Source organism: Mycoplasmoides fastidiosum (assembly GCF_024498275.1).
GTDB lineage: Bacteria > Bacillota_I > Bacilli_A > Mycoplasmatales > Mycoplasmoidaceae > Mycoplasma_N > Mycoplasma_N fastidiosum.
This window is the reverse complement of sequence record NZ_CP101809.1, coordinates 93,940-118,816: the sequence shown is the minus strand read 5'-3', so window position 1 is coordinate 118,816 and position 24,877 is coordinate 93,940. Positions and strand designations below refer to the sequence as shown.

Below are 24,877 nucleotides of genomic sequence, written 5' to 3'. Positions count from 1 at the left end.
TTTACAAAACTCCTGTAGCAATTAATTGTGCGCGAATTACATCGGCTGCTTGATAGTTTTTGGCGTTCAATAACTGTTTTCAATCAGTAATTAATTGTTTAATTTCTGGTGTATGTAAATTAGGCACATCAAATCCAAAAGCAGTTAAGTGATAAATTAACTGATGCATCAACTGAGTCATTTGCTTGTTATCATTTTGTTTAATGGCTTTGTTCAAATCATTACGGACTTGTTGTAAATAAGTTAAGTAATTAGGTAAGTTCAAATCATCACTCAAAACCTCAATCACTTCATCAGCTAATTGTACTTTTGTAAAATCACATTTTTTTTCATTAAGCAATTTAGTACGAGCAACATGAATTGGATGTAATAAGCTCTGAATTTCTTTTTGAGCTTCTGTCATTTTTTCTCAAGTAAAATTAGTCGGATTACGATAATGGTTTTGACAGAAAAAATAACGTAATGCATCCGGATTGAACCGAGCTAAAACATCTTTGACTAGAACAAAGTTTTTTAATGATTTAGACATTTTTTGATCATCAATAGTGATTGTGCCCACATGCATTCAGATTTTAGCGATTGGTAGTTGACAAATGCCATAATTTTGAGCATTTTCGTTTTCGTGATGTGGAAATTTAAGATCAACTCCACCACCATGAATAGTTACTTGTGGTCCTATGAACTTATTAATAAAATAAGAACACTCACTATGTCATCCTGGCCGACCAGTTGATCATGGAGTATCTCAATTTAAACCAACATTGGTTTTTTTTCATAAAACAAAATCCAGTGAATTTTGTTTTTCTTCATTTTGATTTGCTTCTCGGCTGTCAGCAATTAGTTCGGCAATATTTTGTTTGGAAAGTTCACCATACTGACTAACTTTATTAATCGAAAAAACAACATCATTTCCAGCTAAATACCCATAGTCATTATTAACCAATTGCTGAATATAAGCAATAATGCCTGAAATATTATCTGAAACCTTAGGCATAATTTGTGGCAATAAAATATTCATATGTTCTAAAATGGCTAAATAATGTTCGGTATATTTAATCCCAATCGCCATTTCTGATAAATTCTCGTCTTTAGCACGTTGAATAATTTTGTCATCAATGTCAGTAATATTGTGCACGTATAAATATGGTTGATTAACTAGTTTTAAAAAACGCACTAACATGTCAAAAATAATTGGTGAACGTAAATTGCCAACATGAATATCGTTATAAACTGTGGGTCCACAGTTATAAAGTGTGATGGGTGTGTCTTCTAAAAATTGTTTTGTTCCAGTTTTGCTGTCAAAGATTTTAATTTTGTTCATTGTTAATAATGGCTTTCACTTCTAATTCATTTAGAATTGGAATATTTTTATTATTTGCTTTTTGAACTTTGGAACCAGGATTATCACCCACTAATAGAAAATTAGTTTTTTGATTTAAATTATCTTGGACTTGACAATTAAATTTCGCAATTAAAATTTGAGCTAATTCCTGACGAGTGATTCAAAACGTACCAGTAATAACAATATTTTGATTTGTCAAAATTGAAGTTTCAATTTCTCCATTTTGGGGTTGTGCTTTTGTTTGGAAATTGACTCCAGCTGCAATTAATTTTTCAATAATGATTTGGTTCTTGGAATCTGCAAATCAAATCACAATTGCTTCTGCAATTTTTTCACCAATGTCATCAATAGTTGTCAATTCAGCAACTGTTGCTTGTTGCAAATTTTCAATTGTCAAATATTTTTCAGCAATTAACTTAGCACTTCGTTGCCCAACATGTTGGATCCCCAAAGCAAAAATAACTTTGGCAAAATCATTTTGTTTGGCCAATTCAATTGCTTCAACTAATTTATCAAATAATTTGTCTTTAATTTGAATGTTGGCATCAAAAATTAATTGACGATGGTTTTTAATCGTAAAAATATCAGTGATATCTTTAATAATTTCTAATTCAATGAATTTCATTAAAATTTTTTCAGATAAGCCAACAATGTTCATTGCATTTCGAGAGCAAAAATGAGTTAATTGTCCAATTAATTTAGCCTGACATTGCGGATTAGGACAAAATTCATCGACTAATTCTTCTGAACGAAATAACTCTGAACCACAACTAGAACAATAATCATCTGGTACTCAGCGCACTGCATTTGGTTTACGAGCATCAAAATCCACACCAATAACTTTAGGAATAATTTCTCCAGATTTATAAACCGAAACCAAATCACCAATTCGTAAATCTTTTTCCCGAATGTATTCAGCGTTATGTAATGTTACTGAACGCACAATTGTGTCATTAATATTCACCGGAGCTAAATCGCCAACATAAGTAATTTTGCCAGTACGACCAGTGGTTGGATAAATATTTAATAATTCTGTTTTTTTAATTGTTGTAGGAAATTTAAAAGCAATTGCTCATTTAGGAAATTTAGAAGTATAGCCAATTTGTTCATATGTATTTAAGTTGTTAACTTTTACAACCAAACCATCACACGGAATTTCTAAACGATCTTTTAATGTTCCGAAATTAGTAATAAATTTTTCTAATGCTGTTAAATCACTACTATGATAAGTATAGTTTTGATCAGGAGTTTTAAAACCTCAAGCCATTAATTTTGCATGCACTTGAGTTTGAGTGACAATATTGTATTGTTGTGGATGAATGATTTGATAAAAAATAGCTTGTAAAGGTCGTTGGGCAACAATATTAGGATCTAATAAGCGCAAAGTACCTGCTACAACATTTCGTGAATTACCAACAGTTGGTAATTTGATGTCCTTATTTACAAAATCTTTATTGCTGCTTTGTTTTGCAATTTTTTCTTGTTGTTCTTTAATTAGTTTTTCTAGAGTTAGATTTTTATAAATTTCATATTCTGATTTACTAATAAAAATTTCACCCCGAACTTCAAAATCACCTGGACCATTGGGTGTATGATGAGGAATTGATTTAATTGTTTTAACATTTGCTAAAATGCTCTCACCAATTACACCATCACCCCGAGTAACCGCATCAACTAACTGATTGTTTTGATAAATTAAACTAATGCTAGAACCATCAATTTTGGGTTCTAAAACAAATCCCTCTAATTCTGCACTAACTTTGTAACAATTATTAAAAAAAGTCATTAATTCGTTTCAATCAAATGCATTATCCAATGAAAGCATCGGTATTTGATGGGCCTTTTTGACAAAAACATTTTTTGCTGTTGTTCCCACAACTTGGGTCGGTGAATCAGCAGATAGAAATTCACCATGATTTTTTTCAAGTAAATTTAATTCACGTAATGCAGCATCATAAACTTCATCATCAACTAAGATCTGTCCTTTGTAATAAGCATCATTTCATTCATTGATTTGTGCTTTTAGTTTTTCAATTTTTTTTAATAGTTTTTGATTCATAGTTGTTGTTCAATTTTTTCATTTTTCATTAAATGAATTAAACAAGAAAATTACCAAACACAAAAATTTGTATTTGGTAATTGATGGATTTAATTTATTGATTTATCTGCCCAATGTTAAAAATAAAACCACAATGATTGCAACAATTAAAGCAACAGTAATACCAACTCGAATGATTTTTTGGCGTAAGTCTAAAGCACTTCATCAAATAACAAAATTTTCCCAGTTATCTTGCACCATAAAACTAATCTTTTGTCATACTGATTTTTTTTCAACTGGAACTGCTGTTGCCAATTTTTTATCAGTTGATTCTAAAGGTTTTTGTTCAGAAACTGAAGTAATTAATTCAGCGTTTGAAGTAGTTGAAACAGCTTCAACAACAGTAGCTTTAATTTTTCGCTTTTTATTTTTCTTCGCCATTTATATAAGCTGATTTATCATTAAATTTGTATAATGATGATTATAACAAATAATTAAATTAAACCGGATTGAGAAATCAGAACCAAAGGAATATTAGTCTTTTTCAGTTGCAAATTAACCGGTTATAATTATCGTTTAAAAATAACTGAATTTAATTAATTAAGAATAAAAATTTATTTTTAAATAACTCATTAGTACATGAATAAAATATTTAAATCTAAAAAGAATTCATCCAAATCAGATCCCGAATCAAATATTTTGGATCCTAGCATTGAAGAATGAAATCAATTGTTTCCTAAATTTGATGCTAAGTACCGACAATTTTGTGAAAACCAAAAATTTAATCTTGACCTTGATCAAGCGCAAAAAAATGCAGCAGCATTGTCGCTTAATCGTTGAAATCGTATGGTGCCCATTATTAGTTTCTATATTAAGAAACAGAAGCGAATGACTTGAAACCAAGTTATTCGTGAATTAAATGTTCAGGGTTTTAGATCAACCTTTTATCGAACCATTCATCATGTCATTGAAGCAATGATGAATTTAAAAGCATACGATTTAAATTTATTAATGAATCAACTAACTACTCCTAAAGTTATTCGCCCCAAAACATTAATGGTGCGAAAAAATGGACGGATTTATCGTAAATCTTAATCTTTCATTTTCTGACTAAATAATAAATAAATAAATAAATAAATAAATAAAACCCTTCACTTAAAAAAGTGAAGGGTTTTATTTAGATTTAAATTATTGATAACTAATTGCTTTTAAAGCTTTTTCATCAAAGTGTTTAATGAATTCAGTTAATAAGTGAACTAAGTGATTAAAATCATCTAAACTAACCACTCCATACGCTGCATGTAAATAACGTTGTGGAATCGAAACAATTAAGGTTGGAACCCCATCGTTACTATATTGTAATTCACTAGCATCGGTTCCACCGCCTTGTGATACAACTCTCATGAAAGGAATGTCTAATTTTTTAGCTAAATCTGTTACATATTTAGCTAATTTAGGATTAACTTGATTAAAGAAGTCTTTTAAAGTAATTGCTACTCCAGCACCAATTTTAGTGTTGCCTGGAATCGCTCCTGGAGTATCATGAGAAGCACAAACATCAACAGCAATAGCAATATCAGCTTTAATTTTAGTTGCAATGGTTTTAGCTCCACGACAACCAACTTCTTCTTGTACTGTTCCTACAAAATATGGATCATTTTTTAATGATGTATCTTTTAGATTTTCAAGCATCATTTCTAATGCCGCTAATGAAATGCGATTATCAACCGCTTTTCCTGCAATTAAATTATTGTCCATTAAAAAAGTTTCGGATTTAAAGTGAATTAGATCACCAATTTCTACACCTTTATCTAATGCATCTTGTTTGGAACTAAAACCAAAATCAGCAAATAAGTCATTTAGTTGTAATGCTTTATTGCGGGCTTCTGGTGTAATAATGTGTACTGATGTATGACCAATAACTCCTAAGAATTTTTTCCCACTGGTAGTTGTTAATTCAACTTTTGATGAAACAATTGCTTGGGGTCAAATTCCTCCAACAGTACTTAATTTAATTTGTCCACCATCTAAAATATCTAATACCATAAATCCAATTTCATCTAAATGACCAACAATCATAACTTTTGGCCCTTTAGCATTAGGGTAGTGCGCAATAATTGAACCTAAACCATCACGTTGGTAATTTAGTTGAAATTTTTTGGTCTCAGCTTGAAATTTAGCTGCAACTTCATCTTCATAACCACTTAAGCCATCAATTGTCATGTATTTAGCAATGGTGTCATAACTTTTTTTGATTTTATCGTTCATAATAAAGCTCCTTTTTTTTATTTAAATAAATATGAAAAAATCACAACCTGTTTTGAAATTACTAGTTGTGATTTTTAATATTTTTTCCTGATTTTATTTTAATTAATCAATCTATTGATTATGAGTTGGAATTATAAACACTATTTAAAAAATCAATAAATTTACTTGCTGTTCCTGCAGTATTTACTTCAGGTGTTGGCGGTGTTTGGTTGTTGTCTCCAGAACTATTGGTTGTTTCGGTTAAATTATACCAGTGAAAAATTCCGTTCCTAAATGCCATCACAGATGGAGTGCCAATTACTTGGGAATAATTGGCTTTGGCAAATGAGAATAGTGCACGAAAATCTAGTGCAGATTGATCATTACGCACATATTGACCGGCCACAATTCCGCTATTTAAACTATTATTTTGATTAGTTGATCATGGCAAAGTAAATAAACGATCGCTATAAGCATCTTGAGAAGCTGGAGGTTGATCTTCAAACATAATGAATTTAACACTAGGATTACTAATGTTATCAGCATAAGTAATTCCTTGTCCCCAAATTCCTCGAGATCAACTGGCATTGTTACTTGCGTTTCCTAATGGGGGAGTTCCTTGTGAAAAATTAGCGTTACTAAATAAAAATTCAGCACAGTGTGAACATGCTTCCGTACCAAAATACAAAACATAGTTCCCGTTATTATAGGAACGAGTACCTCTAATTAATTCCCCATAAGAAACATTTACTTTAGGTAAGTCTTGGTACTCAGTATTATTGCGAACATGTTCTGAAGTAATTTCACGAAATAAATTAGTATTGTAAGGATCATTATCTCTAGCAGCTAAAGTGATTAATGGAATCAAAGCAATTGCACCAAAACCCACAACTAATTTGCCAAATCTTTGGAAAAATTTCTTAGTTGAACTTTTAGGTTTGGAAGTTCTATCTTTTGTTTTAGTGACTGTAATTTTTTTAGGTGCTAAAACTTTCTTTTTAGCTACTTCATCAATTTTATTAACAACCCGTTGTGCAGCTTTTACTGGTTTAGGACTATTAGTTGCTGCAACATTGTTTGACTGTTTTGGTTCAACTAATTTTTGATTAGTATTATTAGTTGTTTGAGTATCTTTTGTTTGATTATTCATAAGTGATATTTGTGAAATTTGAAAAATCCTTGTTCTCCTAAATTTCGTTCAAGGCATGTTTTTAGATTATAGCACAAAAATGCTTGCCCAGAAAACTGATAATATTGTATAATTTAAAGATTAATTTTTTTAAAAAATTAGTTCAACATTTTTTTAAAAATGCTCTTAAATTTTTTTTATAAATATGATCAAAAATAACATTGGTGGTGTTCCGTTTGCAAATTATTTATGAGATGGATACCAAATTATTGCTTGATTTCTTTTATTTTCCTCCATCGTTATTTTTGCGATTTATTTCATTGTTAAATACATCAAAATTATTACCGTTAAATTAAATATTTCAGTTGCTTTCATTGGTGGCATTATTTTGCCTGTGGTAACTTCATTACCAGAATTTTTTACTGGTTTTTTTGGCGCTAGTATTGATCGAATTAGTCATTTACCAACCGGAGTTTTGTTCTCGCTTTACAATGTCACTGGTGCTAATGCAATTCAAATTTTTATTTTAAGTATTTTTGGAGTTTATCTTTTTATTTGGTGATATAAACAGCAAATTAATTTTCATAAAAAAATTCATCCAAATCAACGCTTTGGAGTTTTTACTCCATTTAAAAAAAAGAAGGGATTTGCTAGTCATCAATTAAACACTCAGTTATCTCAAAATGAAAATTCAAATGTTAATGAAAATCAACAACTAAATCAGTTTTATTTAACAAATTGAAGTCCAATTATTCGCATTAATTTCTTGCTATGAGTAATTACATTTGTCGAATATTTTGTAATGCTTCTTTTTTTATTAGTTCCTTCATGAGGGCAAGTGTTTAACATTGGTGGATTTAGTTTCATTAATTTTTTATTCTTTCTAACTTGACTTTCATACCTTATCTATTCTTATAAGTTTAATCCTGAATCAGAAGATTTATATTCTCCTTATCTAGAAAAATCTTGAGCTTGAAAAATTAATCCTAAATTACTTATTTTTGTAATTTTTTTAATGATTCCTTTTTTGTCTTTTAGCGCTTATTTAAACAGTGGAATTGTTGAAAATTTTGATACCGTTTTGAAAATTCCTAAAAGTGCGGCTGCTAGTTTTTTTCTTAGTTTAGCAACTAGTTTACCTGAAATTTCAATGTTTATTTCTCTAGCCTCTAAGCGTTTATTTGTAACTGCAGCTTCAGGCATTTTAGGATCCAGTGTTTTTAATTTATCAATTCCTTTTTATTCTAATTTGGTTAGTTTAAATCCTTTATATGGTGATAAATATACTGAAATGTTAGCAATTAGAAATCCAGAAGCAATTTTATTAATTCCCTGATTAATTCTTTCGATTTTACTTTATGTTTTTATTGCTTTAGCAATGTGAAAAAAAGCTAATCAAAAAGCATATATTGCTGTACCATTAATTTTTTTCCTAGCTGCTGGGTATATTGTTGGTTTCATGTTAATTAGTACAAGTATTTAAGGCTTGAGTAAAATTAAGTTTTTAATAAATTTCTACTATAATTAGATTTATAAAAATGGGTTTTTTAAAGTCATCTTTTTTGACTTGAAAAACCTTTTTTTAAAGTGTTAATATCACATTTATAAAAAATAGAAAAGGTTAATGGAGAATAAAAATGGCAAATTTTTTTATATTTTTATTGACCTTATGTTCTATTATGATTGGTTTATTAATCGGATCAATCTCATTTTCAAAAATAGTTAGTTACATTAAAAAAATTGATCTATTAAATCAAGGAAGTAAAAACGCCGGGGCAACTAATTTAGCTCGTCTGTCTAAATTGCGTTTTGGGTATTTAGTAGCTTTTGCTGACATGGGAAAAGTCATTTTAGCTGGATATTTATTTTATCTGGTTGCTGGTTACACTAGTTTAGCAATTTTAGATAGCGGATATATTACCGAAAACAACATGCAAACTGATTTCCGGTACGTTTTAACTTTTCTAATTTATTTGACTCCAGCTGTAGCAACATTTGCTCACTGTTTTCCTCTTTACAGCGGTTTTCGTAAAGGTGGTAAAGCTGTTGCTTCTTTTGCTGGATTTACTTTTTTTGTTTCCCCTTGACTTGGATTATTCTTTGTGGGGATTTGATGAGCAGTACAATTAATTAAAAGTTATGTTTCACTTTCTTCAATTATTGCTGCGCTTTTAACTCCTTTCTTTTATTGAATTCCTGCTTTACAACGGTTTTATTGGATTAGTCGTAGCCGAGCAATACAACCCCGTTTCTTTTTTATTCTTGGTCAAAATCGTTCTGTTGATTGAGTTTTAATCACCTATGTTTTCTTATTATTATTAGCAATTGCTTTACTATTAATTTGAAGACATCGTGAAAATATTGTTCGGTTATTAACTAAACAAGAGAGAAAATTTAGCGTCATTAAAAAGTTTATAAAAAAATAAAAATGGAAACCTCGTTTTCATTTTTATTTTGCTTTTTAGTTTAGATTTGTACAATGAAAAAATTAAACCACTACCAAATTTTAAAAGTTAATTATGAAGCAACAACAGCTGAAATTAAAAAATCATATCGTAAACTTTTAAAAAAATTTCATCCTGACATTTACAAAAAAGATGATGCTCATGACATTACAGTTTTAATCAATCAAGCCTACTTAATTTTGTCAGATCCTGTTGCACGTGATAAGTACGATCGCGAACTTTTTTTAAAAGATGATTTTGATCAAAATTTGGAACGATTTTTTCAAAATACCCAAAACCAAAGTTGAGAAGAAGGAAAAGCTACATCCATTTTTGATAAGGTGTATGGGTTTGATTCTGATAGCCAACAACAAAATACCACTGTTCAATTTCGATCTTCACGTTTTCAAAATACGAAAACATTTTGAAATAATTCTCAAGCAGATGATACTGAAAACATTGAAGATCAATTACAAAAACAGCATGAAGAAACTAAAAGTTGAAACGGTTATTTTGATAATGCCTTTGATGTCAAAATTAATAAAAAAGCAATCAAAACTTTTTGTCATGCTTTCAATGTTGATTGACACACTGTTTTAGAAATTTTGAATGAATCTAATTTAAATAGAAAAGAAATTTATTTCCGTTGTTATTATGGTCAACATTTTTTTGATCATTATCATCTAAATGCAAAACAAATTTTAGCTGAAAATGTTTATAAAAGTGTCATTGTTTACAGTGATGAATACAAAAAATTTGTTAAGCGCATCGAAGATCAAAAAGGCGGCTTAAACTTAAATGCCAAATTTTATTTTGATGAGATTTTATTAGAAACTAATTTTGAAAAACTAATTCGTTATTATCGTTTATTTGAGTGTAATTTTTGCATTGAAGATAAATATCAAAAGAAATTAAAATATTGTCATTTTTGTTTAAATAAACGTTTTTTAAAAGAACGTATGGCAATTAATATTCGTTGAAAACAAAAAAACCCTCCACAAACCAATACTATTGTTTTTAAAAATTTTGGCAATCGTAATGATTATTTTATTGGTGATCTAATTTTAAAATTAGTACCAATGAAAAATTTTGGCGAAAAAAATAGTCAAATGGTCATTTACTATGAAAAAGAAAATTTTTCTATTGACGAAATTGAAGAAAATAAAATTCTTTAATTTCAATAACTAATTCTGCATGCAAAAAAAAGTAGCGCTACTTTTTTTTTTTTTTTGTTATTTGGACCAAATTAGGCTAATTTTAAAATCCGTTTTACATCATTAAAAATCATTAATTCTTCGTTGGTGCGAACTACATAAACTGGAATTTTAGAGTTTTCTGATGAAATTACTTGAAATGCTCCAACAGAACCTTCATTTTTTATTGGATCAATTTCTAGTCCTAACAATGGAGTTTTTTCGCAAACTAAAGCTCGAACTGGAAAAGCATTTTCTCCAATACCAGCTGTAAAGACAATTGCATCAACTTTGCCCGCTAAATCATTTGCATACATCACAATGTAATTAGCTACTCGTTTACAAAATAAGTTCAAAGCTAATGTTGATAAGGGTTTACCAGCTTTAGATCCGGCAATTACATCCCGCATATCTGCAGTACCAGAAATCCCAAATAAGCCAGACTCTTTATTTAATAAAGTATCAATTTTTTGGGGATCTAATTTTAATTGTTGACTTAAATAATTAAAAATTCCTGGATCAATATCACCACTTCGAGTCCCCATTACCAAACCTTCTAGTGGAGTTAGTCCCATTGAAGTATTGATGGATAAATTTTCACGAATAGCTGTAATGGAAGCACCATTACCTAAATGTGCCACAATAATATTGACTTTATCTTTGTTTAAAATAGCTCGCATCTTTTCAGTAATGAATTTATAAGAAGTTCCGTGAAAACCATACCGTTGAATTTTTAAATCTTGAGCTAATTGGTGATTAATAGCATAAGTTTTATTTTCATCAGTTAAGGTTTGGTGAAATGATGTGTCAAAAACTCCAACATTACCAGCATGAGGTAATAATTTTTGCATTTCTTCCACAATTAAAACTTCTGGTTCATTATGCAATGGTGCTAGAGGAATATATTCTTTAATCTTCGCGATTTCTTTAGTTTCTAGTAAAGTAGAATCTTTAAAATAATTTCCACCTTGCACAATTCGATGGCCTACACCTACAATGGAATTACGGTTTTCTAAAATTTTTTTATTTTCTAAAAAGGAAAATAAAAATTTTAAAGCCTTTTCATGATTTGAAAAATCAGCCTTTGCTTCTTCTTTTTGGCCGTTATATTTGATGCTAAAGCTACCATCAATGCCGATTCGCTCACAAATTCCTTCGGCTAAAGGAGCATTTTGTTCTAATGAATACAAGGAATATTTAATTGAGCTACTCCCTGCATTAATAATCAAAATTTGTTTATTCATTTTTAGTTTCAATCTGATTGTATTAACATAAATTTAAATTTTAATATTAAATCTGAAAATCAGATCAAAAAAGTAAACTTGAAAATCTAAAAATCAAAAATTATTTAAGTATAATTTATATAAAAGCATTTTTGCTACCTTTGTTATGGCAATAAAAATTTTGTAATAAATTATTTGAAAAACAATTAGCCATTAAATTAGGCTTAATGGTTAAAGGACTTCTTTTTACTATGAATTTTTTCAGTAAAATCAAAAAATCTAAAAAAGAACAATCAACTGAAAAGATTGATTCACAAATTTTAGAAGAGTCTAAAATTGAAAATAACGAAAAATCCTTATCAACAAATTCTTCCAATAAGAATCAAGTTGTTCAAGAATCAGTAAATCAAGAAAATATTAGTGAATTTGAAAGAACAGCAAATGAATATATTGCTGAAATAAATCATTATGATCATAAATCTTTAATGCATTTTTATCATAATTACACTTTATCCAACTTAAATAAAATCAAACCCAATTTAGCTGATTTTAAAAATGTTTATGGTTCTAAAATTCATTATGATTCAAAATTCAAACGCTATAGATTAGAACAATTAGAAACAATTGAAGACTATCAAAATCTAATTAAATTTCTAGAACAAAATGATTTAATTATTTTTAAAAATTATATTAGCTCTTTTCTGTCCCAATCATTTCAAAATAAAAATTCCTATTTAAAAACATTACATTATTTAAAAATCAAAGATGATAATTTTAGATCTATTATTATTGATTTTGAAAAAATTGCACCACAATTTTTTAATTGAATTTTAATTAATGTCGAAATTGAAGAATTAATTTTGAAACGAGCAACTAGTTTTGATCATGCCTTCATTTACGTTATGGTTAATTTAATGTTAAAAGATGAAAATTTTGGCCGTTCTGGATTTTTCTTATTAAAACAATATTTAAAAGAAAATAATGTCTATACTGATTTTCAAAACATTCAAGACATTGCTTATTTCTGAAATTTATACGTTGATCAATGACGTTTAGCATTAACTAAATATGTGAAATGAGATCTTCGATATAACTCAATTCTAAAAAAACTTTACAATTTATCACCCCGTATTTTAAAGTATTGTCAATCTACTTTTCTACAGAATTATTACGATTCTGAAACCATTAATTTTGAAGATTCTTCTAACGACGAAGAAAACGAATAATAAAAAAACCTTATGCAGACAATGCATAAGGTTTTTTTATTGATTTAATTGTTTTTAACTTGCAACCAAAAGATTTGAATTGTAGTTTTCTTGTTGCATTTCTTGTTTATCAAGTTCTTTGAAAAATTTATGTAATTTAACAAGCGATACAATATCAGCGATGAATGCAAAAATTCACAAGATAGCAATAATTTGAAAAACTAAACTGTAAAAATTAAAAAATCAGAATCATTCGTAGTTTTTATGTTTTTTAATATTTTGTTTAATTTCACTTTTTCAATATGTAGAAATTGCAAATAATAAGATGGATAAAATCAAGTTAATTAAATATGTTAAAGCAGTGGCAGCTGATAAAAAGTAAACTAAACTTACTAAATCAGAATAATCTTGTCACATTAATTGCGCAGTAGATTCACTATCAACGGGAGAATATTTTAGATGAATTTCATTAGTTAATCAATTAAAAACAGAAATGATAACAATGATAAAAATAAAACCTAATAAGTGCAAAATTACTTTTGCAATTGTTGCATTGCGAGCAATTTTATATTTACTAAATCGATCAGGAATATATTTAACAAGTCCGGTCATAAAATCCTTTCATGAAAAATTTAATTTAAATTAAAGTAGTTTAATTAAATTGAATTTTTAATTGTTTTCTGTTTTACTTAAAATATAGATTCAAGGAACTAAAATAAAACCAATAGTATTTTTAAATGAATCTGATTTATGAAAAAAACGCTGTTTAATAGAAATTGTTCAACTAAAGACAAAAAAAATAATTGAACAAATAACAAAAATACTACTCAACATAAACAACGGTAGTGTTACTCAAAGAGAAGGAATAGCTCCAAAATTAAAGTTTCTAGAAAATAAATCAATAAGAGTAAAGTGATTAGTAAAGATCGCAATAACTAATGCGTATCAAAATAGTAGCAATCAGTCAGCAACTGAATAATCTAAATAGAAATTAATATTGCTTTTTTCAAAAAACATTAAACTTGGAACTAGGGAGTAGATTATTATTTTCCATTTTGCTCAATTAGTTTTTTTCACATGATTAAAAACTAATAAAGATGTAAAGACGCTCATTATTGAGAATAACACAATAAAAAAGGCAGAAAAATAATTAAAAGGCAACAAAACTTCAAAAACATTTTGCGATAAAAATAAAGCAATTGCAAAAGAAGTAATAATAAAAACACTCAATAAAGAGAAAGAGGCAACTTTTTTCATATTAGTTAAACCTAGAACTAATCCTAATTTATTAATTATTAGGTATTAATTTTTTTAAAAATGAAAATAATCATCTTCTTGATCGACTGATGAAATTAATGAATTTCTAAGTTATCTTGAATAAATTATTCTACGTTGTAAAAATTTATAATTTTTGATCTCAATAAAGACCAAATTACTAGTTATTCATTTGAAAAAAATCTGTTTTATATTAAAAAATTCATTCATAACAATGATTAAATTTAATATCTCTCACAACATAATTAATTGTAATCCTTTTTGATTTTAATAAAGTTAAATTATTATTTAGTTTGGCAAACTACACTTAACTTTATATGGTCCAAAAACCATGTAAAAACTTGTATTTATCCCATTTGTTAAAATATAAAGCCCACTTATCAAATAATAATTATTTAATTTGAGACTAAAAAGTGAATTATCTTCAAAAATTGAATAGTTTAATCAGAATAAAAGTAACATAAAAATTAAAAAACCTATGCTTTCACCGCATAGGTTTTTTAATTTTGATTCTTGACTTTTAATTTAATTGACCCTTTAAATTTAATAAATTTAGAACCTTCTGTTTCACTGTTCCAATCACTTCTTCAGCCCCTTGAGAACGAATAATTTGGTCAATTCATTCTGCAACTTGCACAAAATCTTTTTCGTCAAATCCTTTAGTTGTCATCGCTGCTACACCTAGACGTAAACCACTTGGTTTTTGTGGAGTTTGGGTATCAAAAGGAATGGTATTTTTATTGGTTGTGATATTAGCACTTTCTAATCATTTCTCCACATGATCAGCAGTAATTCCGTAACTATCTAAAATATTTAAGGTAAATAAATGGTTGTCAGTTCCATTAGTCAGAACTTTCACCCCTTTATCCAAAAATCATTGACAAAAAGCTTTAGCATTAGTTACAATTTTTTGAGCGTATTCTTTAAATTCAGGACTTAAAGCCTCACAAAAAGCAACTGCTTTTGCCCCAATAACATGTTCTAAGGGTCCGCCTTGTGTTCCTGGAAAAACAGCACTATTAATTTTGCGACTTAATTTTGGATTATTCCAAGCTAAAATTGCTCCCCGCGGTCCTCGTAAAGTTTTATGAGTGGTTGTCATCATTACATCACACCACGGAAAACAATTAGGATGTTGCCCGCCCACAATTAATCCAGCAATATGTGAAACATCAGCCAATAAAAAAGCACCAACTTTTTCAGCAATTGCTTTAAATCGTTCAAAATCAATCACTCGTGAATAATTAGAAGCACCAGCAATAATCATATTGGGTTTTTCAGCCAAAGCTTGAGCTTCAATGGCATCATAATCCAATAATAAAGTTTCTGGATCCACCCCATAAGCCACACATTCATATAGTTTTCCTGAAAATGAAACTTTAGTACCGTGACTTAAATGTCCTCCAGCATTAATATCCATCCCCATCACTTTGCCACCAGCGGGTACTAAAGCTAAATAAACTGCAAAATTAGCGGGTGTTCCTGCATGGGGTTGAACGTTTGCAAACCGGCAGTCAAACATTTCTTTGACTAAATCAATAGCCATTGATTCAATACCATCAATGTATTCACACCCCCCATAATATCGGGCTCCAGGATAACCTTCAGCATATTTATTAGTTAAAATACTTCCGGTTAGACGTAAGACATCAGCAGAAACAAAATTTTCACTAGCAATTAGTTCAATGTGTTCGTTTTGCCGTTGCTCTTCTAATTTTAATAATTCATTAATTTGATTTAATCGTGCTTGGTTTTTAGAATCCATCAAGTTATCCTTTTTTTAATTAATTCATTAAATTTAAATAGCTAAGCATAAATAAATAAGTTTCAAAATCCCTTTTAATTGATTTTGAAACTTATTTAAAATATTTTAAATTAAAAAATAACTATTTCTTAAATTGGGTTTTAATTCGACGTAGTTGGTCTAATGATTTTTCAACTAATTCGTTAATGGAATGTTGTAAATTAGGAAATTGGCCAGATTCAGCATAAATTCCTGGTTTTCCTTTCACCCCAAAAGCTAATGAAGATTTGTATTTATTACTTTTTTCGTAGTAAACTACTTCAGCTTTAAAGGTTTCTTCAGAATTAACAAAATTAAATTCTAATAACTTGGACAGTTTGTCTTGCAAATAGGCTTCAACAACTGGATCTTTTTCCATCCCTTTTCAGCGGATTTGTAAATGTAGATCGTTCATTTTGCTACCTTTATGAATAATTAATTTATTAAAATTATTTAATAAATCTAACTTTATTTTATATTAAAAAACGGCTTTCTGGATTTAAAACCAAGCCGAACAAGCCAGGAACATGAAAAATACAATTGAACTTTTTCAAGATTTTAACTTAGATCGTGGTAATTTAGAACGTTTTAAAAAACGTTTAAAAAAATTTTCTAATTTTCATAAAAAACTAAAAGTGATTCATATTGTGGGGACTAATGGCAAAGGATCATTATCCAATTTTTTGGCTGAAACTTTGATTCAAAATGGTTATAAAGTTGGATTGTTTACCTCTCCCAGTTTTATTGATCATAACGAACGCATTAAAGTAAATGGACAAATGATTAGTGATACTGATTTGATCAAATATTTACAACAAATTAAGGAATGAGTTAATAATCAGTCCATTAATTTTTTTGAAGTATTCACTTGAATTGCCATCATGCACTTTAATGCTCAAGGTTGTGATCTTTGTGTTTTTGAAGCTGGAATTGGGGGTGAATTTGACTCTACCAATGTCTTCAAAAATAATTTGGCTACTTTAGTTACTAGCCTGTCTTTTGATCATCAAGATGTTTTAGGATCAACTATTGATGCTATTGCTGCTCAAAAATTATTAATTGCAAAAAAACAAGAACCTGTATTTATTAGTTATAGCAATAAAAACATTAAACCCATTTTGTTAAAAATTCGTCAAGATTTAATTTTTGTTAATTACAGACAAATTAGTAATGATTTGTTTATTAATGACGCGGCTTGTAGTTTAATTAAATTTTGCAAATACTTTAACTACAAACTAGATTATGAAATTTTTAGGAAAAATATTTTAGGCAGACTATCTTTGTTTAGCAATAATGTTTTATTAGATGGTGCACATAATTTTCACGGCATTAAAAAGATGTACGCTAATTTAAGAAAAAATTTTGCACATCAGAAAATCATTATTGTCTACTCATCTTTACAAACTAAAAATTATCAAAAATCAATTAAGTACTTATCCAAAAAGTTAGCGAATCGTTTTTATGTAAGTTTTTTTCAACATGATAAAGCAATTGCAAAGGATGATGTTGATACTGCAGTTTCACAGTTAGAATGGGATCAGATTAAAACTTTTGTTGCACAAATGCAACAAGAGTATTTAATTGTTTTTTGTGGCTCTATTTATTTTATTTCCGCTGTTTATGATCTTTTATCATTAGATAAATTTCAAGAAATGAGACCGATTTTACCAGTACGAATTAAATCATAAAAATACCACATAGCTTTTTCAACATCTCACACATTACTTTTTTTAATAAATTTTTTTTGCTGACACAAAATTAAAATAAAATCATCAAATAGTTCGGGCGGATCAATTTGAATTAATTTTTTTAAAAGTGGTGAATAATTGTTTAACAAGAAATCGTAAGCATACGCCAAAGTTTTTTGCAAAGGAATTAAATCGCGTTTAATTGCTCCAATTAATGCTAACTGGTAACCAATTTCATCAGTTTCCACCCGACGATAAAAAATGCCAGGTGTGTCATAAATTCACATATTTTGGTGAAAGCGAAATCGAGTAAAAGCTTTAGTCAATCCTGGAGTATCAGCAACTCTAGCAACATTTTTTTGAACTAATTTATTAATAATAGTTGATTTACCTAAATTAGGCAATCCACAAACTAAAACTTGCAGAATCGGGTTTTTCATTCCTTTTCTTAAGGCTTGATCTAATTTGGGTTTTAAGGCCTGCTCAATTGCTCGAATAATATTGGTGCGAACATTTTTATCAAAAACACAAAAACTTAATTTGGTATCAATTAATTGATCTGCCAAATCTTTTTTAAGATAAATTTTTAAGATTGGTTTTTGAGCAAAAATTTGACTCAATTCTTGATTATCACTAGCCACAGGTGCTCGTGCGTCTTTGATTTCGATGATTAAATCAATCTGTGATTTAATTTTTTCAATTTCTTGTACGCTTTTATGCATGTGCCCAGGAAATCAGTTAACCCGACTGTTAGCATTGATTGGAGTTAGGTTTAAAATTTTTTTAGAATTAGTCATATGTGTAATTCTAAACTAAAATCATTTCTTTAACTCATTCAGTCCGAATTGATTGGTTTATAAAAACAAAAAATCATCTTTTTCAAGATGATTTTTTGTATGAAAATATTTTAGAATTTGTAATTAGAGATTTGCACATAAACAGCATCATCTTCTAGATATTGTTCATATTTTTTACGATCTCGAATTGTTCACAGACAAAGTGGTTTTTTAAAGGCTAAAATTTCTTTTTTCATTTTGTCATATATTTTAGTTCATGGATGAATGAATTGACAAATGCTTTTGATTTTTTTAGGATCAATTGCTTCTAATTGTGAACGAGTCCAAAATAAAAAGCCTAATTTCCATTCCTTATCTAATTCACGCATTTTTACTAAAGAATCAAAGTTAAAAGAAGAAAAAATAATTTTATCTTTTGCTTCGGGATATTTAATGGATAATTCATGAATGCGTTGTTCAATACCTTCATAATGGATGATATCGGTTTTAATTTCTACATTAATAAAACGGAAATGTTCAACATGTAAATATCGATCATAGAATTCTTCTAAAGTCATGATTTGTTGGGGCATACTACCTGGAACAAAATTTTTTGCTAAATCTAGACTTCTTAATTCACCTAGAGTAACTTTGTTAACTTCGCAGTTAAACCCAGCAGTACGGCCCGTTGTTTCATCGTGGATTATCACTAATTGATTATCTTTGGTTAGATGGACGTCAATTTCAATTCCATCAAAACCAAATCTTTCAGCAATATCAAAACTTAGTTCAGTGTTTTCAGGAGCAATTGCACTATACCCACGGTGGGCTAATAAAAATTGTTTAGACATTATTTAACTCTCTTCATCTAAAGTAACGTAAATTGTGTGTTTTCATCACACGGTAATTAGAGTATCAAACCAAAAATCCAGCAAGTAAACCAAGCATTGAAACCGCAATGCCAATTGCAATAATGATTTGGTATCCACCTTGACTAGTGTGTTCATTATTGTTAGCATCAGTAACTTTGTATAACGGATTTGCTTGAATACTGCCCGCTAATTGATAGAATCAAGCATCAGAAGAAAAACCAATGAATGACATTACTGCTGTTACAGCACCATAAGAATTTTTTGGGCGTTGGATTTCAGCAACTTGAGCGTAACGTAAAGTTACCATAATTCAGGATAAGACAGAAGAAATGAAGAATAAACAAACCATGAAAACAGCAACAACAATTTTAGCCACTGGTGAATACTGTACATAAATCATTAATCCTGTTCCCTCAACCCCTGGTAAGAAAATAAAAATCACAGTTAGGATTAAACCTAAAAATAAAGCAAGAATCAAAGCTAGAGTAATTGAACCTAAACGATCAGATCACTTACTTACTCAAGCACTAACAAAAAAACGTAATCCATATAATCGAATTCCCCCGATTACAGTCAGTGCAATCACTGGGAAATTAATGGTATTAACCAACATTTGGTTTAAATAATAAGCAAACGTTGATTGGAACATGTACATTCCTAAAATAAAGAAAGAAAGGGCTCAAACTTTTCAATCTTGCATCACTAAAAATAATTCTTTTAGACTAATGCTAGATTTTTCATTTGATTTTTTCTCGGCAATAAAAAAGTAAACTCCTATTCCAATACCAATTAAAATCGTTCCAAAAATGTATACATAAACTGCAAATGGTATTACATAACGAACTTCAGAAGTAACATTATCAACAGTTACATAACGAGTGCTTACCGAAGTCACAATAATTCCGATTAAAAAAACAAAAATTAATCCTACAACCCCGTTTAATGAGCCTTGTAAACCATAAATAAAACCTTGATTTTGTTTATCAGTTTGTTGAGAAATTAATTTGATTAGTGGCGATCAAAAAATTAAGGTTGAACTAACCCCTCAAACAGCAAAAATTAAAAAATATTGTGCTCTTAAAGATTGCTCGTTAATTCGATCGCTGCATAAGATTAAAGTACCAAATCAATAAGTAACAAATCCAGTAATTACTACAGCTAAAATTAATAACTTTCGCGAACTAAACTTATCGGCTAATCACCCACCAGGTAATTGAGTTAAAAGAGTAACCCAACCAATGATCGAAGTCATTAATGAAATATCCGCTTCTTTTACTCCTAGATAAAGTTGTAAATTTGGAATTAATGACTTTAAATAATATGGTGCAGCAATTACAAACACATCAGCTGCAGCTAAAAATAAAATAGCAAGAAATCTTTTTAGACCTAAAGCTTTAATTCTGGCAAATAAGCTCATTAGCGTACCAACTTTTTGAAATCAGCATCACGCGGATTTCTAATTGCAAAATAGATGTCTAAAAAATAAAACAAAAAAGCAGTTAAAAAAAACAATAACGAAAAAATAACAATTACATCAGGATAGCTTTCATAAAGTTTTGTTCCCAAAATTAATCACAAGAAAAAAGGTGTGCAAAAAATAATGAAAAAAACTTTAGTAACACCTGAAATATATTTTCTTAAATAAAAACGGTCAATTCCGAAAATACCTAAAAAAATTGCTAGTAACAAATTGGTATAGTAATTCAAATTAGATGTTCCTTCAGATCATCGACCTGAAAAACGCATCTCAGAATCAATTTTCCCCTCACTATTTAAGTGTTGAGCTAATTCTATATCCTTTTTAATTTCTTCTTCAGTAAGAAGAATTTTTATTTTTTTCATATAGAAAATAATGAATAAATTGTTTAAGAATAGTAACCAAATTCATAAAAAAATTCGATTCATTTTAGCTACAAAAAAGTTGAGATTTGAATCGAATTTTTAAAATAATTTGTTTAACAAAAATAATTATACCATTCTAAAAATTTCTTAAATAATCTTCGTATGATTTTTCAGATTATATTGATCCCTAAGTAAATAAAAAAATTCTGCAAGATTTTGCAGAATTTTTTTTGATTGTTACTAATCAAGATCCGATTGAACTCGAAAATTTCCCTGAATACTAATCACCCGATTGGTAATAATTAAACAGTGCTCATCATATTTGCGCACCATTTCAGTAATCTTGGGCACTTCTTTATAAAAACAAACAATTTCGATATTTGGGTGACTTTTTAGTGAATATCCCCCGATAGAGCGATTGATCGTAAAAGCATGAGCAAGTTTTTCAGCTAAAAAAACTTCCCGGATTTCTTCGATTTTGTCAGTGTAAATTTTTAAAGAAACCACATCATATTGCGGATAAAATTTTTGGGTTACTTGCTTACGAATGAATGCTGATAACAAAGTGGCTAATAAGACTGGAGAAAATAAATTTTGAACATCAACCACTCTTCTTCCAGTTCAATCGGGTGAATGGTTGACAAAAATTGCATAAGGAATAAACGAACCAAGAATGAAGGATACAAAAGTAATTACTAAATTAATATACATTGTTACTACACCAAAAAATTTCATGGTTTTTTTACTGTAATAAAAAAGATATCAATCTAATCCTCCTCGACATCCTCCTAAAATAAAAATTAAAGCTGCTGGAAAAGAAGTGAAAAATCCGGTTGCTAACCCATAAATTAAAATAATTACAACCCGTGATGAATCATTTACAAATTCGCCACTACTTAATTTTTGCACATTGTGTCACAAAAGAATTTGAATATTAGCAGCGCGTAATTCTTGATTAAAGGTTAATGGATCACCGAAAATAAAGAAATTATTTAATTGGGGAATTGAAGAAATAATTAATCCGGTAATTGTGCCTGAAATAATGTTAATGATCGAAATGATTGCAAATTGTTTGCCCACTTTAAAATACCCAAAAAAAGCAAAGGGAATATTGAAAAATAAGTTTAACGACCAGAATAATAAATTAAAAACGATCTTAGTTTGGTATTGTGAATAACCTGAAAAGGTCATTTCAAAAAAGACTAATCGAGAAATTCCTTGAAAGAGGCCAAAAATACCTAAGTTGTAGATTCCCGCATTCTGAAGAAAAAAGAAACTAAAAACCCCAATAATTGCGCCAATGATGGCTGATAATAAATAGCGTCGTAAAATATTTTTACGATCATAATACGAAGTAAATTTTAGGCTGCCAAAATTAATACTACGAACATTAATCTGACCATAGTTTCACTCTTTACTAAAAATTTTTTTAAATCCCTTTTGGAATTTATCTTTTTTTAGTTGGTCATCAATCATAAATCCACCTTTTTTGATTTAAATTTGCATTTTTTAGCGTTAATTTTGACAATTCCTTTCTTAAGGATTAATTATATGCTAATAATTTTAGCCTGATTAAAAAATCACTTAAATCCCGATTAAATACTCTTTATTCATAAGTAAAAAGAACCTTCTTTTTAGTCATTAGTTGCCGAATTAATTCAACCAATTCAAAAAGTTTTTTAATTCATAAAACTTTAAAAAATTTTTTTATTCTCATTTAATTTTGTTAAAATTACTCACGTTTATATGATGTTGTGCGGTTTTTTTAATTACTGCTGTGATTAACAAAAATTAGAAACAAATTCAATGACAACTCGTGGGTGCGACTCAGTAAATTATTTTTGCGATGGTCAACTTTAAGGTTCTGTCCGATTAAAATTGGTTAGTTAGTTTCAACTATGCAACCATCAGTTCTTTCTTTAGACTTTAGGTCATGCAAGGGAAAACTAGTGTGCGCTAGATGGTACGAAGCTGACAATGTTTAAGAAGCACATTGCCGGCAAGAAGCTCAACAAGAAAGTAAGATATTGTTTTTTTACTTTACCAGGCGTCAAATGAATGTTGAAGATAATATTTTAGCAATTGCGTCTTTAATTCGAGAAGCTAATCAACGGATTATGATAGTTTCACAAAACTTTATAGCGAAAAACCCAAGGCTTCACTCCTTGGGTTTTCTTTTTGTATAATTAAGCCATTAAAAACCAAAAAGTATTTAGTGTATGAAAAAAACAGTAAAAAATCTTGTTAATTGATTAAGAGCTTTTGTCGGATTAATTTCAATTGCTAATCTGCTTGCTTGCTTCTTTTTTTGAATTTTAGCAATTAACATTTGACGAAGTTTGTCGCGAATTGTTTTATTAACAATTAATACTAACTTTATTTTTTTGGATATTAAATCTAGTCTTATTGGTATGAGTATTAGTTTTGGCATTAGTTTAATCTTCATTGTTCTTTTTTGATACCATTCCTATCATATCCAGCAATGAAAAATGAAGAAATGAACTTTTTATAATTTATTTTTCATCATGCCTTTTGGGTTTTTAACTTTTTATTATTTTATCAATTCAGGTTATTGGGGTCTAGAAAATGGACAATTTGATTATGTTTTAAAAAGCCCTAAAGAAGTGATTGATCATCTCCCTCCCAAAGAAATACAAAAACCTTTATACAACCGGGAAAAAATAATTGCTAAAACTAAATTACAATTTCAAACTTTAGAAAAAAATGGTTTAATTAAAGAAGCAAATTTTTTAGCTCAAAAAATTTTTCATCAAAGTAGTTGAAAAACCATTAATTTTGATCAAGTTTCCATTAAAGACTTTTTCACTTTTAAGGCCGTTTTAGAACGCGTCCCTCGAAAAGATCTATTAAAAGTCAGTTTCAATCTTCAATTACACACTGATTATAATTTTGCTTTTGGCTTAGTGAATGATCGTTTAAAAGCCAAACAACAATATTTGCAAGTTTTTCTAGTGATTGATCGGACAATCACAACTTATGAAGAATTAGTAGAACTTACTTATCAACTAAAACAAGTATTTCAATCAATTGATAGTGTCTTCGTGGGCGTTTATACTAACAAGGTTCACAAAATATATTTCAATCGTCCCAAAAAATAAATTATAATCACCTTTAATTTTGAAAAGGTTTTATCATTTCAAAGAAAATCAGTAAACATAAGAAACCAATCATGCATCTTATTATTGATCATCCTTTAATTAAGGATAAATTATCTCGCATGCGAGATGAAGAAACTAGTTCAGTAATTTTTCGTAATAATTTATACGAAATTACTCAATTAATTGCTTATGAAGCAACCAAAAATTTCTTAATTAGTCCCAAAGAAATTCAAACTCCAGTTGCTAAAACCATTGGATATCGACTAAAAAATGAGGTAGTTATCGTGCCCATTTTACGCGCTGGATTAACTATGTCTGATGCTTTATTAAATTTAATGCCTAATTCTAGTATTGGTCATATTGGTCTTTACCGAGATGAAAAAAATCTAGTCCCAATTAAATATTACGAAAAAATTCCTACTAACGTTAAAAATAGTGATGTAATTATTTGTGATCCAATGATTGCAACCGCCAATTCCATTATTTCTGCTATTGAAATTATTAAAACTTATCAACCATTAACAATTTCTGTCATCGGCTTAGTTGCTGCACCTGAAGGATTAACTAAATTAAAACAAGTTCATCCAGATGTCAAAGTTTTTTGCGCTGCATTAGATGAAAAATTGAATGATAAAGGTTATATCGTACCAGGTTTAGGTGATGCTGGTGATCGGTTGTTCAAAACTAAATAATTCTGATAA

General features: G+C 28.8%; 23 protein-coding genes. 8 read left to right on the top strand and 15 right to left on the bottom strand.

Annotated features, from left to right (window positions below):
* Position 1 precedes the first annotated feature (1 nt).
* From cysS to NPA10_RS00535, 3 genes are all read right to left on the bottom strand, one after another.
* Positions 2-1,321, bottom strand: a complete 1,320-nt coding sequence (gene cysS, locus NPA10_RS00545; protein WP_256547596.1) for a cysteine--tRNA ligase — start codon at positions 1,319-1,321, stop codon at positions 2-4.
* Positions 1,308-3,401, bottom strand: a complete 2,094-nt coding sequence (gene ligA / locus NPA10_RS00540; protein WP_256547595.1) for an NAD-dependent DNA ligase LigA — start codon at positions 3,399-3,401, stop codon at positions 1,308-1,310. The genes cysS and ligA overlap by 14 nt, the downstream gene beginning before the upstream one ends.
* A 102-nt stretch (positions 3,402-3,503) precedes the next feature.
* Positions 3,504-3,821, bottom strand: a complete 318-nt coding sequence (locus NPA10_RS00535) for a hypothetical protein (RefSeq protein WP_256547594.1) — start codon at positions 3,819-3,821, stop codon at positions 3,504-3,506.
* Between the two features lie 198 nt (positions 3,822-4,019).
* Here NPA10_RS00535 and NPA10_RS00530 point away from each other — a divergent pair, with 198 nt between their 5' ends.
* The gene (locus NPA10_RS00530; protein WP_256547592.1) at positions 4,020-4,475 is read left to right on the top strand and encodes a hypothetical protein; all 456 of its coding nucleotides are present in this window, start codon (positions 4,020-4,022) and stop codon (positions 4,473-4,475) included.
* A 93-nt stretch (positions 4,476-4,568) separates the two neighbouring features.
* Here NPA10_RS00530 and NPA10_RS00525 read toward each other — a convergent pair whose 3' ends face one another.
* Complete coding sequence (locus NPA10_RS00525) at positions 4,569-5,648, bottom strand: M42 family metallopeptidase (RefSeq protein WP_256547591.1); 1,080 nt, start codon at positions 5,646-5,648, stop codon at positions 4,569-4,571.
* A 118-nt stretch (positions 5,649-5,766) separates the two neighbouring features.
* Positions 5,767-6,777: a DUF6856 family protein gene (locus tag NPA10_RS00520; RefSeq protein ID WP_256547590.1), complete on the bottom strand. Its 1,011-nt coding sequence runs from the start codon at positions 6,775-6,777 to the stop codon at positions 5,767-5,769.
* A 184-nt stretch (positions 6,778-6,961) separates the two neighbouring features.
* Here NPA10_RS00520 and NPA10_RS00515 point away from each other — a divergent pair, with 184 nt between their 5' ends.
* The 3 genes from NPA10_RS00515 to NPA10_RS00505 all read left to right on the top strand — a co-directional run bounded on the left by NPA10_RS00515 (position 6,962) and on the right by NPA10_RS00505 (position 10,375).
* Complete coding sequence (locus NPA10_RS00515; protein ID WP_256547589.1) at positions 6,962-8,239, top strand: hypothetical protein; 1,278 nt, start codon at positions 6,962-6,964, stop codon at positions 8,237-8,239.
* 196 nt (positions 8,240-8,435) lie between these two features.
* Positions 8,436-9,182, top strand: a complete 747-nt coding sequence (locus tag NPA10_RS00510; RefSeq protein WP_256547588.1) for a glycerol-3-phosphate acyltransferase — start codon at positions 8,436-8,438, stop codon at positions 9,180-9,182.
* A 53-nt stretch (positions 9,183-9,235) separates the two neighbouring features.
* The gene (locus NPA10_RS00505; protein ID WP_256547586.1) at positions 9,236-10,375 is read left to right on the top strand and encodes a J domain-containing protein; all 1,140 of its coding nucleotides are present in this window, start codon (positions 9,236-9,238) and stop codon (positions 10,373-10,375) included.
* Positions 10,376-10,446: 71 nt separating this feature from the next.
* Here NPA10_RS00505 and NPA10_RS00500 read toward each other — a convergent pair whose 3' ends face one another.
* Positions 10,447-11,637 (bottom strand): acetate kinase, encoded by a 1,191-nt coding sequence (locus NPA10_RS00500; protein ID WP_256547585.1) that lies wholly within the window; start codon positions 11,635-11,637, stop codon positions 10,447-10,449.
* Positions 11,638-11,867: 230 nt separating this feature from the next.
* Here NPA10_RS00500 and NPA10_RS00495 point away from each other — a divergent pair, with 230 nt between their 5' ends.
* Positions 11,868-12,842, top strand: coding sequence for a hypothetical protein (locus tag NPA10_RS00495; protein WP_256547584.1), 975 nt, complete (start codon positions 11,868-11,870; stop codon positions 12,840-12,842).
* Between the two features lie 54 nt (positions 12,843-12,896).
* Here the strand turns inward: NPA10_RS00495 and NPA10_RS00490 are convergent, their stop codons facing one another.
* From NPA10_RS00490 to NPA10_RS00475, 4 genes are all read right to left on the bottom strand, one after another.
* Positions 12,897-13,433 (bottom strand): hypothetical protein, encoded by a 537-nt coding sequence (locus tag NPA10_RS00490; RefSeq protein ID WP_256547583.1) that lies wholly within the window; start codon positions 13,431-13,433, stop codon positions 12,897-12,899.
* Positions 13,434-13,490: 57 nt separating this feature from the next.
* Positions 13,491-14,078: a hypothetical protein gene (locus NPA10_RS00485; protein WP_256547582.1), complete on the bottom strand. Its 588-nt coding sequence runs from the start codon at positions 14,076-14,078 to the stop codon at positions 13,491-13,493.
* 538 nt (positions 14,079-14,616) lie between these two features.
* Positions 14,617-15,861 carry a serine hydroxymethyltransferase gene (gene glyA / locus NPA10_RS00480; RefSeq protein WP_256547581.1) on the bottom strand — a complete coding sequence of 415 codons (1,245 nt, stop codon included), beginning with the start codon at positions 15,859-15,861 and terminating at the stop codon, positions 14,617-14,619.
* A 121-nt stretch (positions 15,862-15,982) separates the two neighbouring features.
* Positions 15,983-16,294: an HPF/RaiA family ribosome-associated protein gene (locus NPA10_RS00475; protein WP_256547580.1), complete on the bottom strand. Its 312-nt coding sequence runs from the start codon at positions 16,292-16,294 to the stop codon at positions 15,983-15,985.
* A 112-nt stretch (positions 16,295-16,406) separates the two neighbouring features.
* Here NPA10_RS00475 and NPA10_RS00470 point away from each other — a divergent pair, with 112 nt between their 5' ends.
* Complete coding sequence (locus NPA10_RS00470; protein ID WP_256547579.1) at positions 16,407-17,567, top strand: bifunctional folylpolyglutamate synthase/dihydrofolate synthase; 1,161 nt, start codon at positions 16,407-16,409, stop codon at positions 17,565-17,567.
* Here the strand turns inward: NPA10_RS00470 and ylqF are convergent.
* From ylqF to NPA10_RS00445, 5 genes are all read right to left on the bottom strand, one after another.
* Positions 17,498-18,364: a ribosome biogenesis GTPase YlqF gene (gene ylqF / locus NPA10_RS00465; RefSeq protein ID WP_256547578.1), complete on the bottom strand. Its 867-nt coding sequence runs from the start codon at positions 18,362-18,364 to the stop codon at positions 17,498-17,500. The two genes, NPA10_RS00470 and ylqF, sit on opposite strands and share 70 nt — an antisense overlap.
* Positions 18,365-18,474: 110 nt before the next feature.
* A complete protein-coding gene (locus tag NPA10_RS00460) occupies positions 18,475-19,197 on the bottom strand; it encodes a glycerophosphodiester phosphodiesterase family protein (protein ID WP_256547852.1) in 723 nt (240 codons plus the stop codon).
* Positions 19,187-20,632: an MFS transporter gene (locus NPA10_RS00455; RefSeq protein ID WP_256547577.1), complete on the bottom strand. Its 1,446-nt coding sequence runs from the start codon at positions 20,630-20,632 to the stop codon at positions 19,187-19,189. The genes NPA10_RS00460 and NPA10_RS00455 overlap by 11 nt, the downstream gene beginning before the upstream one ends.
* Positions 20,632-21,057: a TM2 domain-containing protein gene (locus tag NPA10_RS00450; protein ID WP_256547576.1), complete on the bottom strand. Its 426-nt coding sequence runs from the start codon at positions 21,055-21,057 to the stop codon at positions 20,632-20,634. The genes NPA10_RS00455 and NPA10_RS00450 overlap by 1 nt, the downstream gene beginning before the upstream one ends.
* A gap of 240 nt (positions 21,058-21,297) precedes the next feature.
* Positions 21,298-22,533 (bottom strand): DUF2179 domain-containing protein, encoded by a 1,236-nt coding sequence (locus NPA10_RS00445; RefSeq protein ID WP_256547575.1) that lies wholly within the window; start codon positions 22,531-22,533, stop codon positions 21,298-21,300.
* Positions 22,534-23,276: 743 nt separating this feature from the next.
* Between NPA10_RS00445 and NPA10_RS00440 the strand changes: the two genes are divergently transcribed.
* Positions 23,277-24,176 (top strand): hypothetical protein, encoded by a 900-nt coding sequence (locus NPA10_RS00440; protein WP_256547574.1) that lies wholly within the window; start codon positions 23,277-23,279, stop codon positions 24,174-24,176.
* Between the two features lie 71 nt (positions 24,177-24,247).
* Positions 24,248-24,868, top strand: a complete 621-nt coding sequence (gene upp / locus NPA10_RS00435) for a uracil phosphoribosyltransferase (protein ID WP_256547573.1) — start codon at positions 24,248-24,250, stop codon at positions 24,866-24,868.
* Positions 24,869-24,877 lie beyond the last annotated feature (9 nt).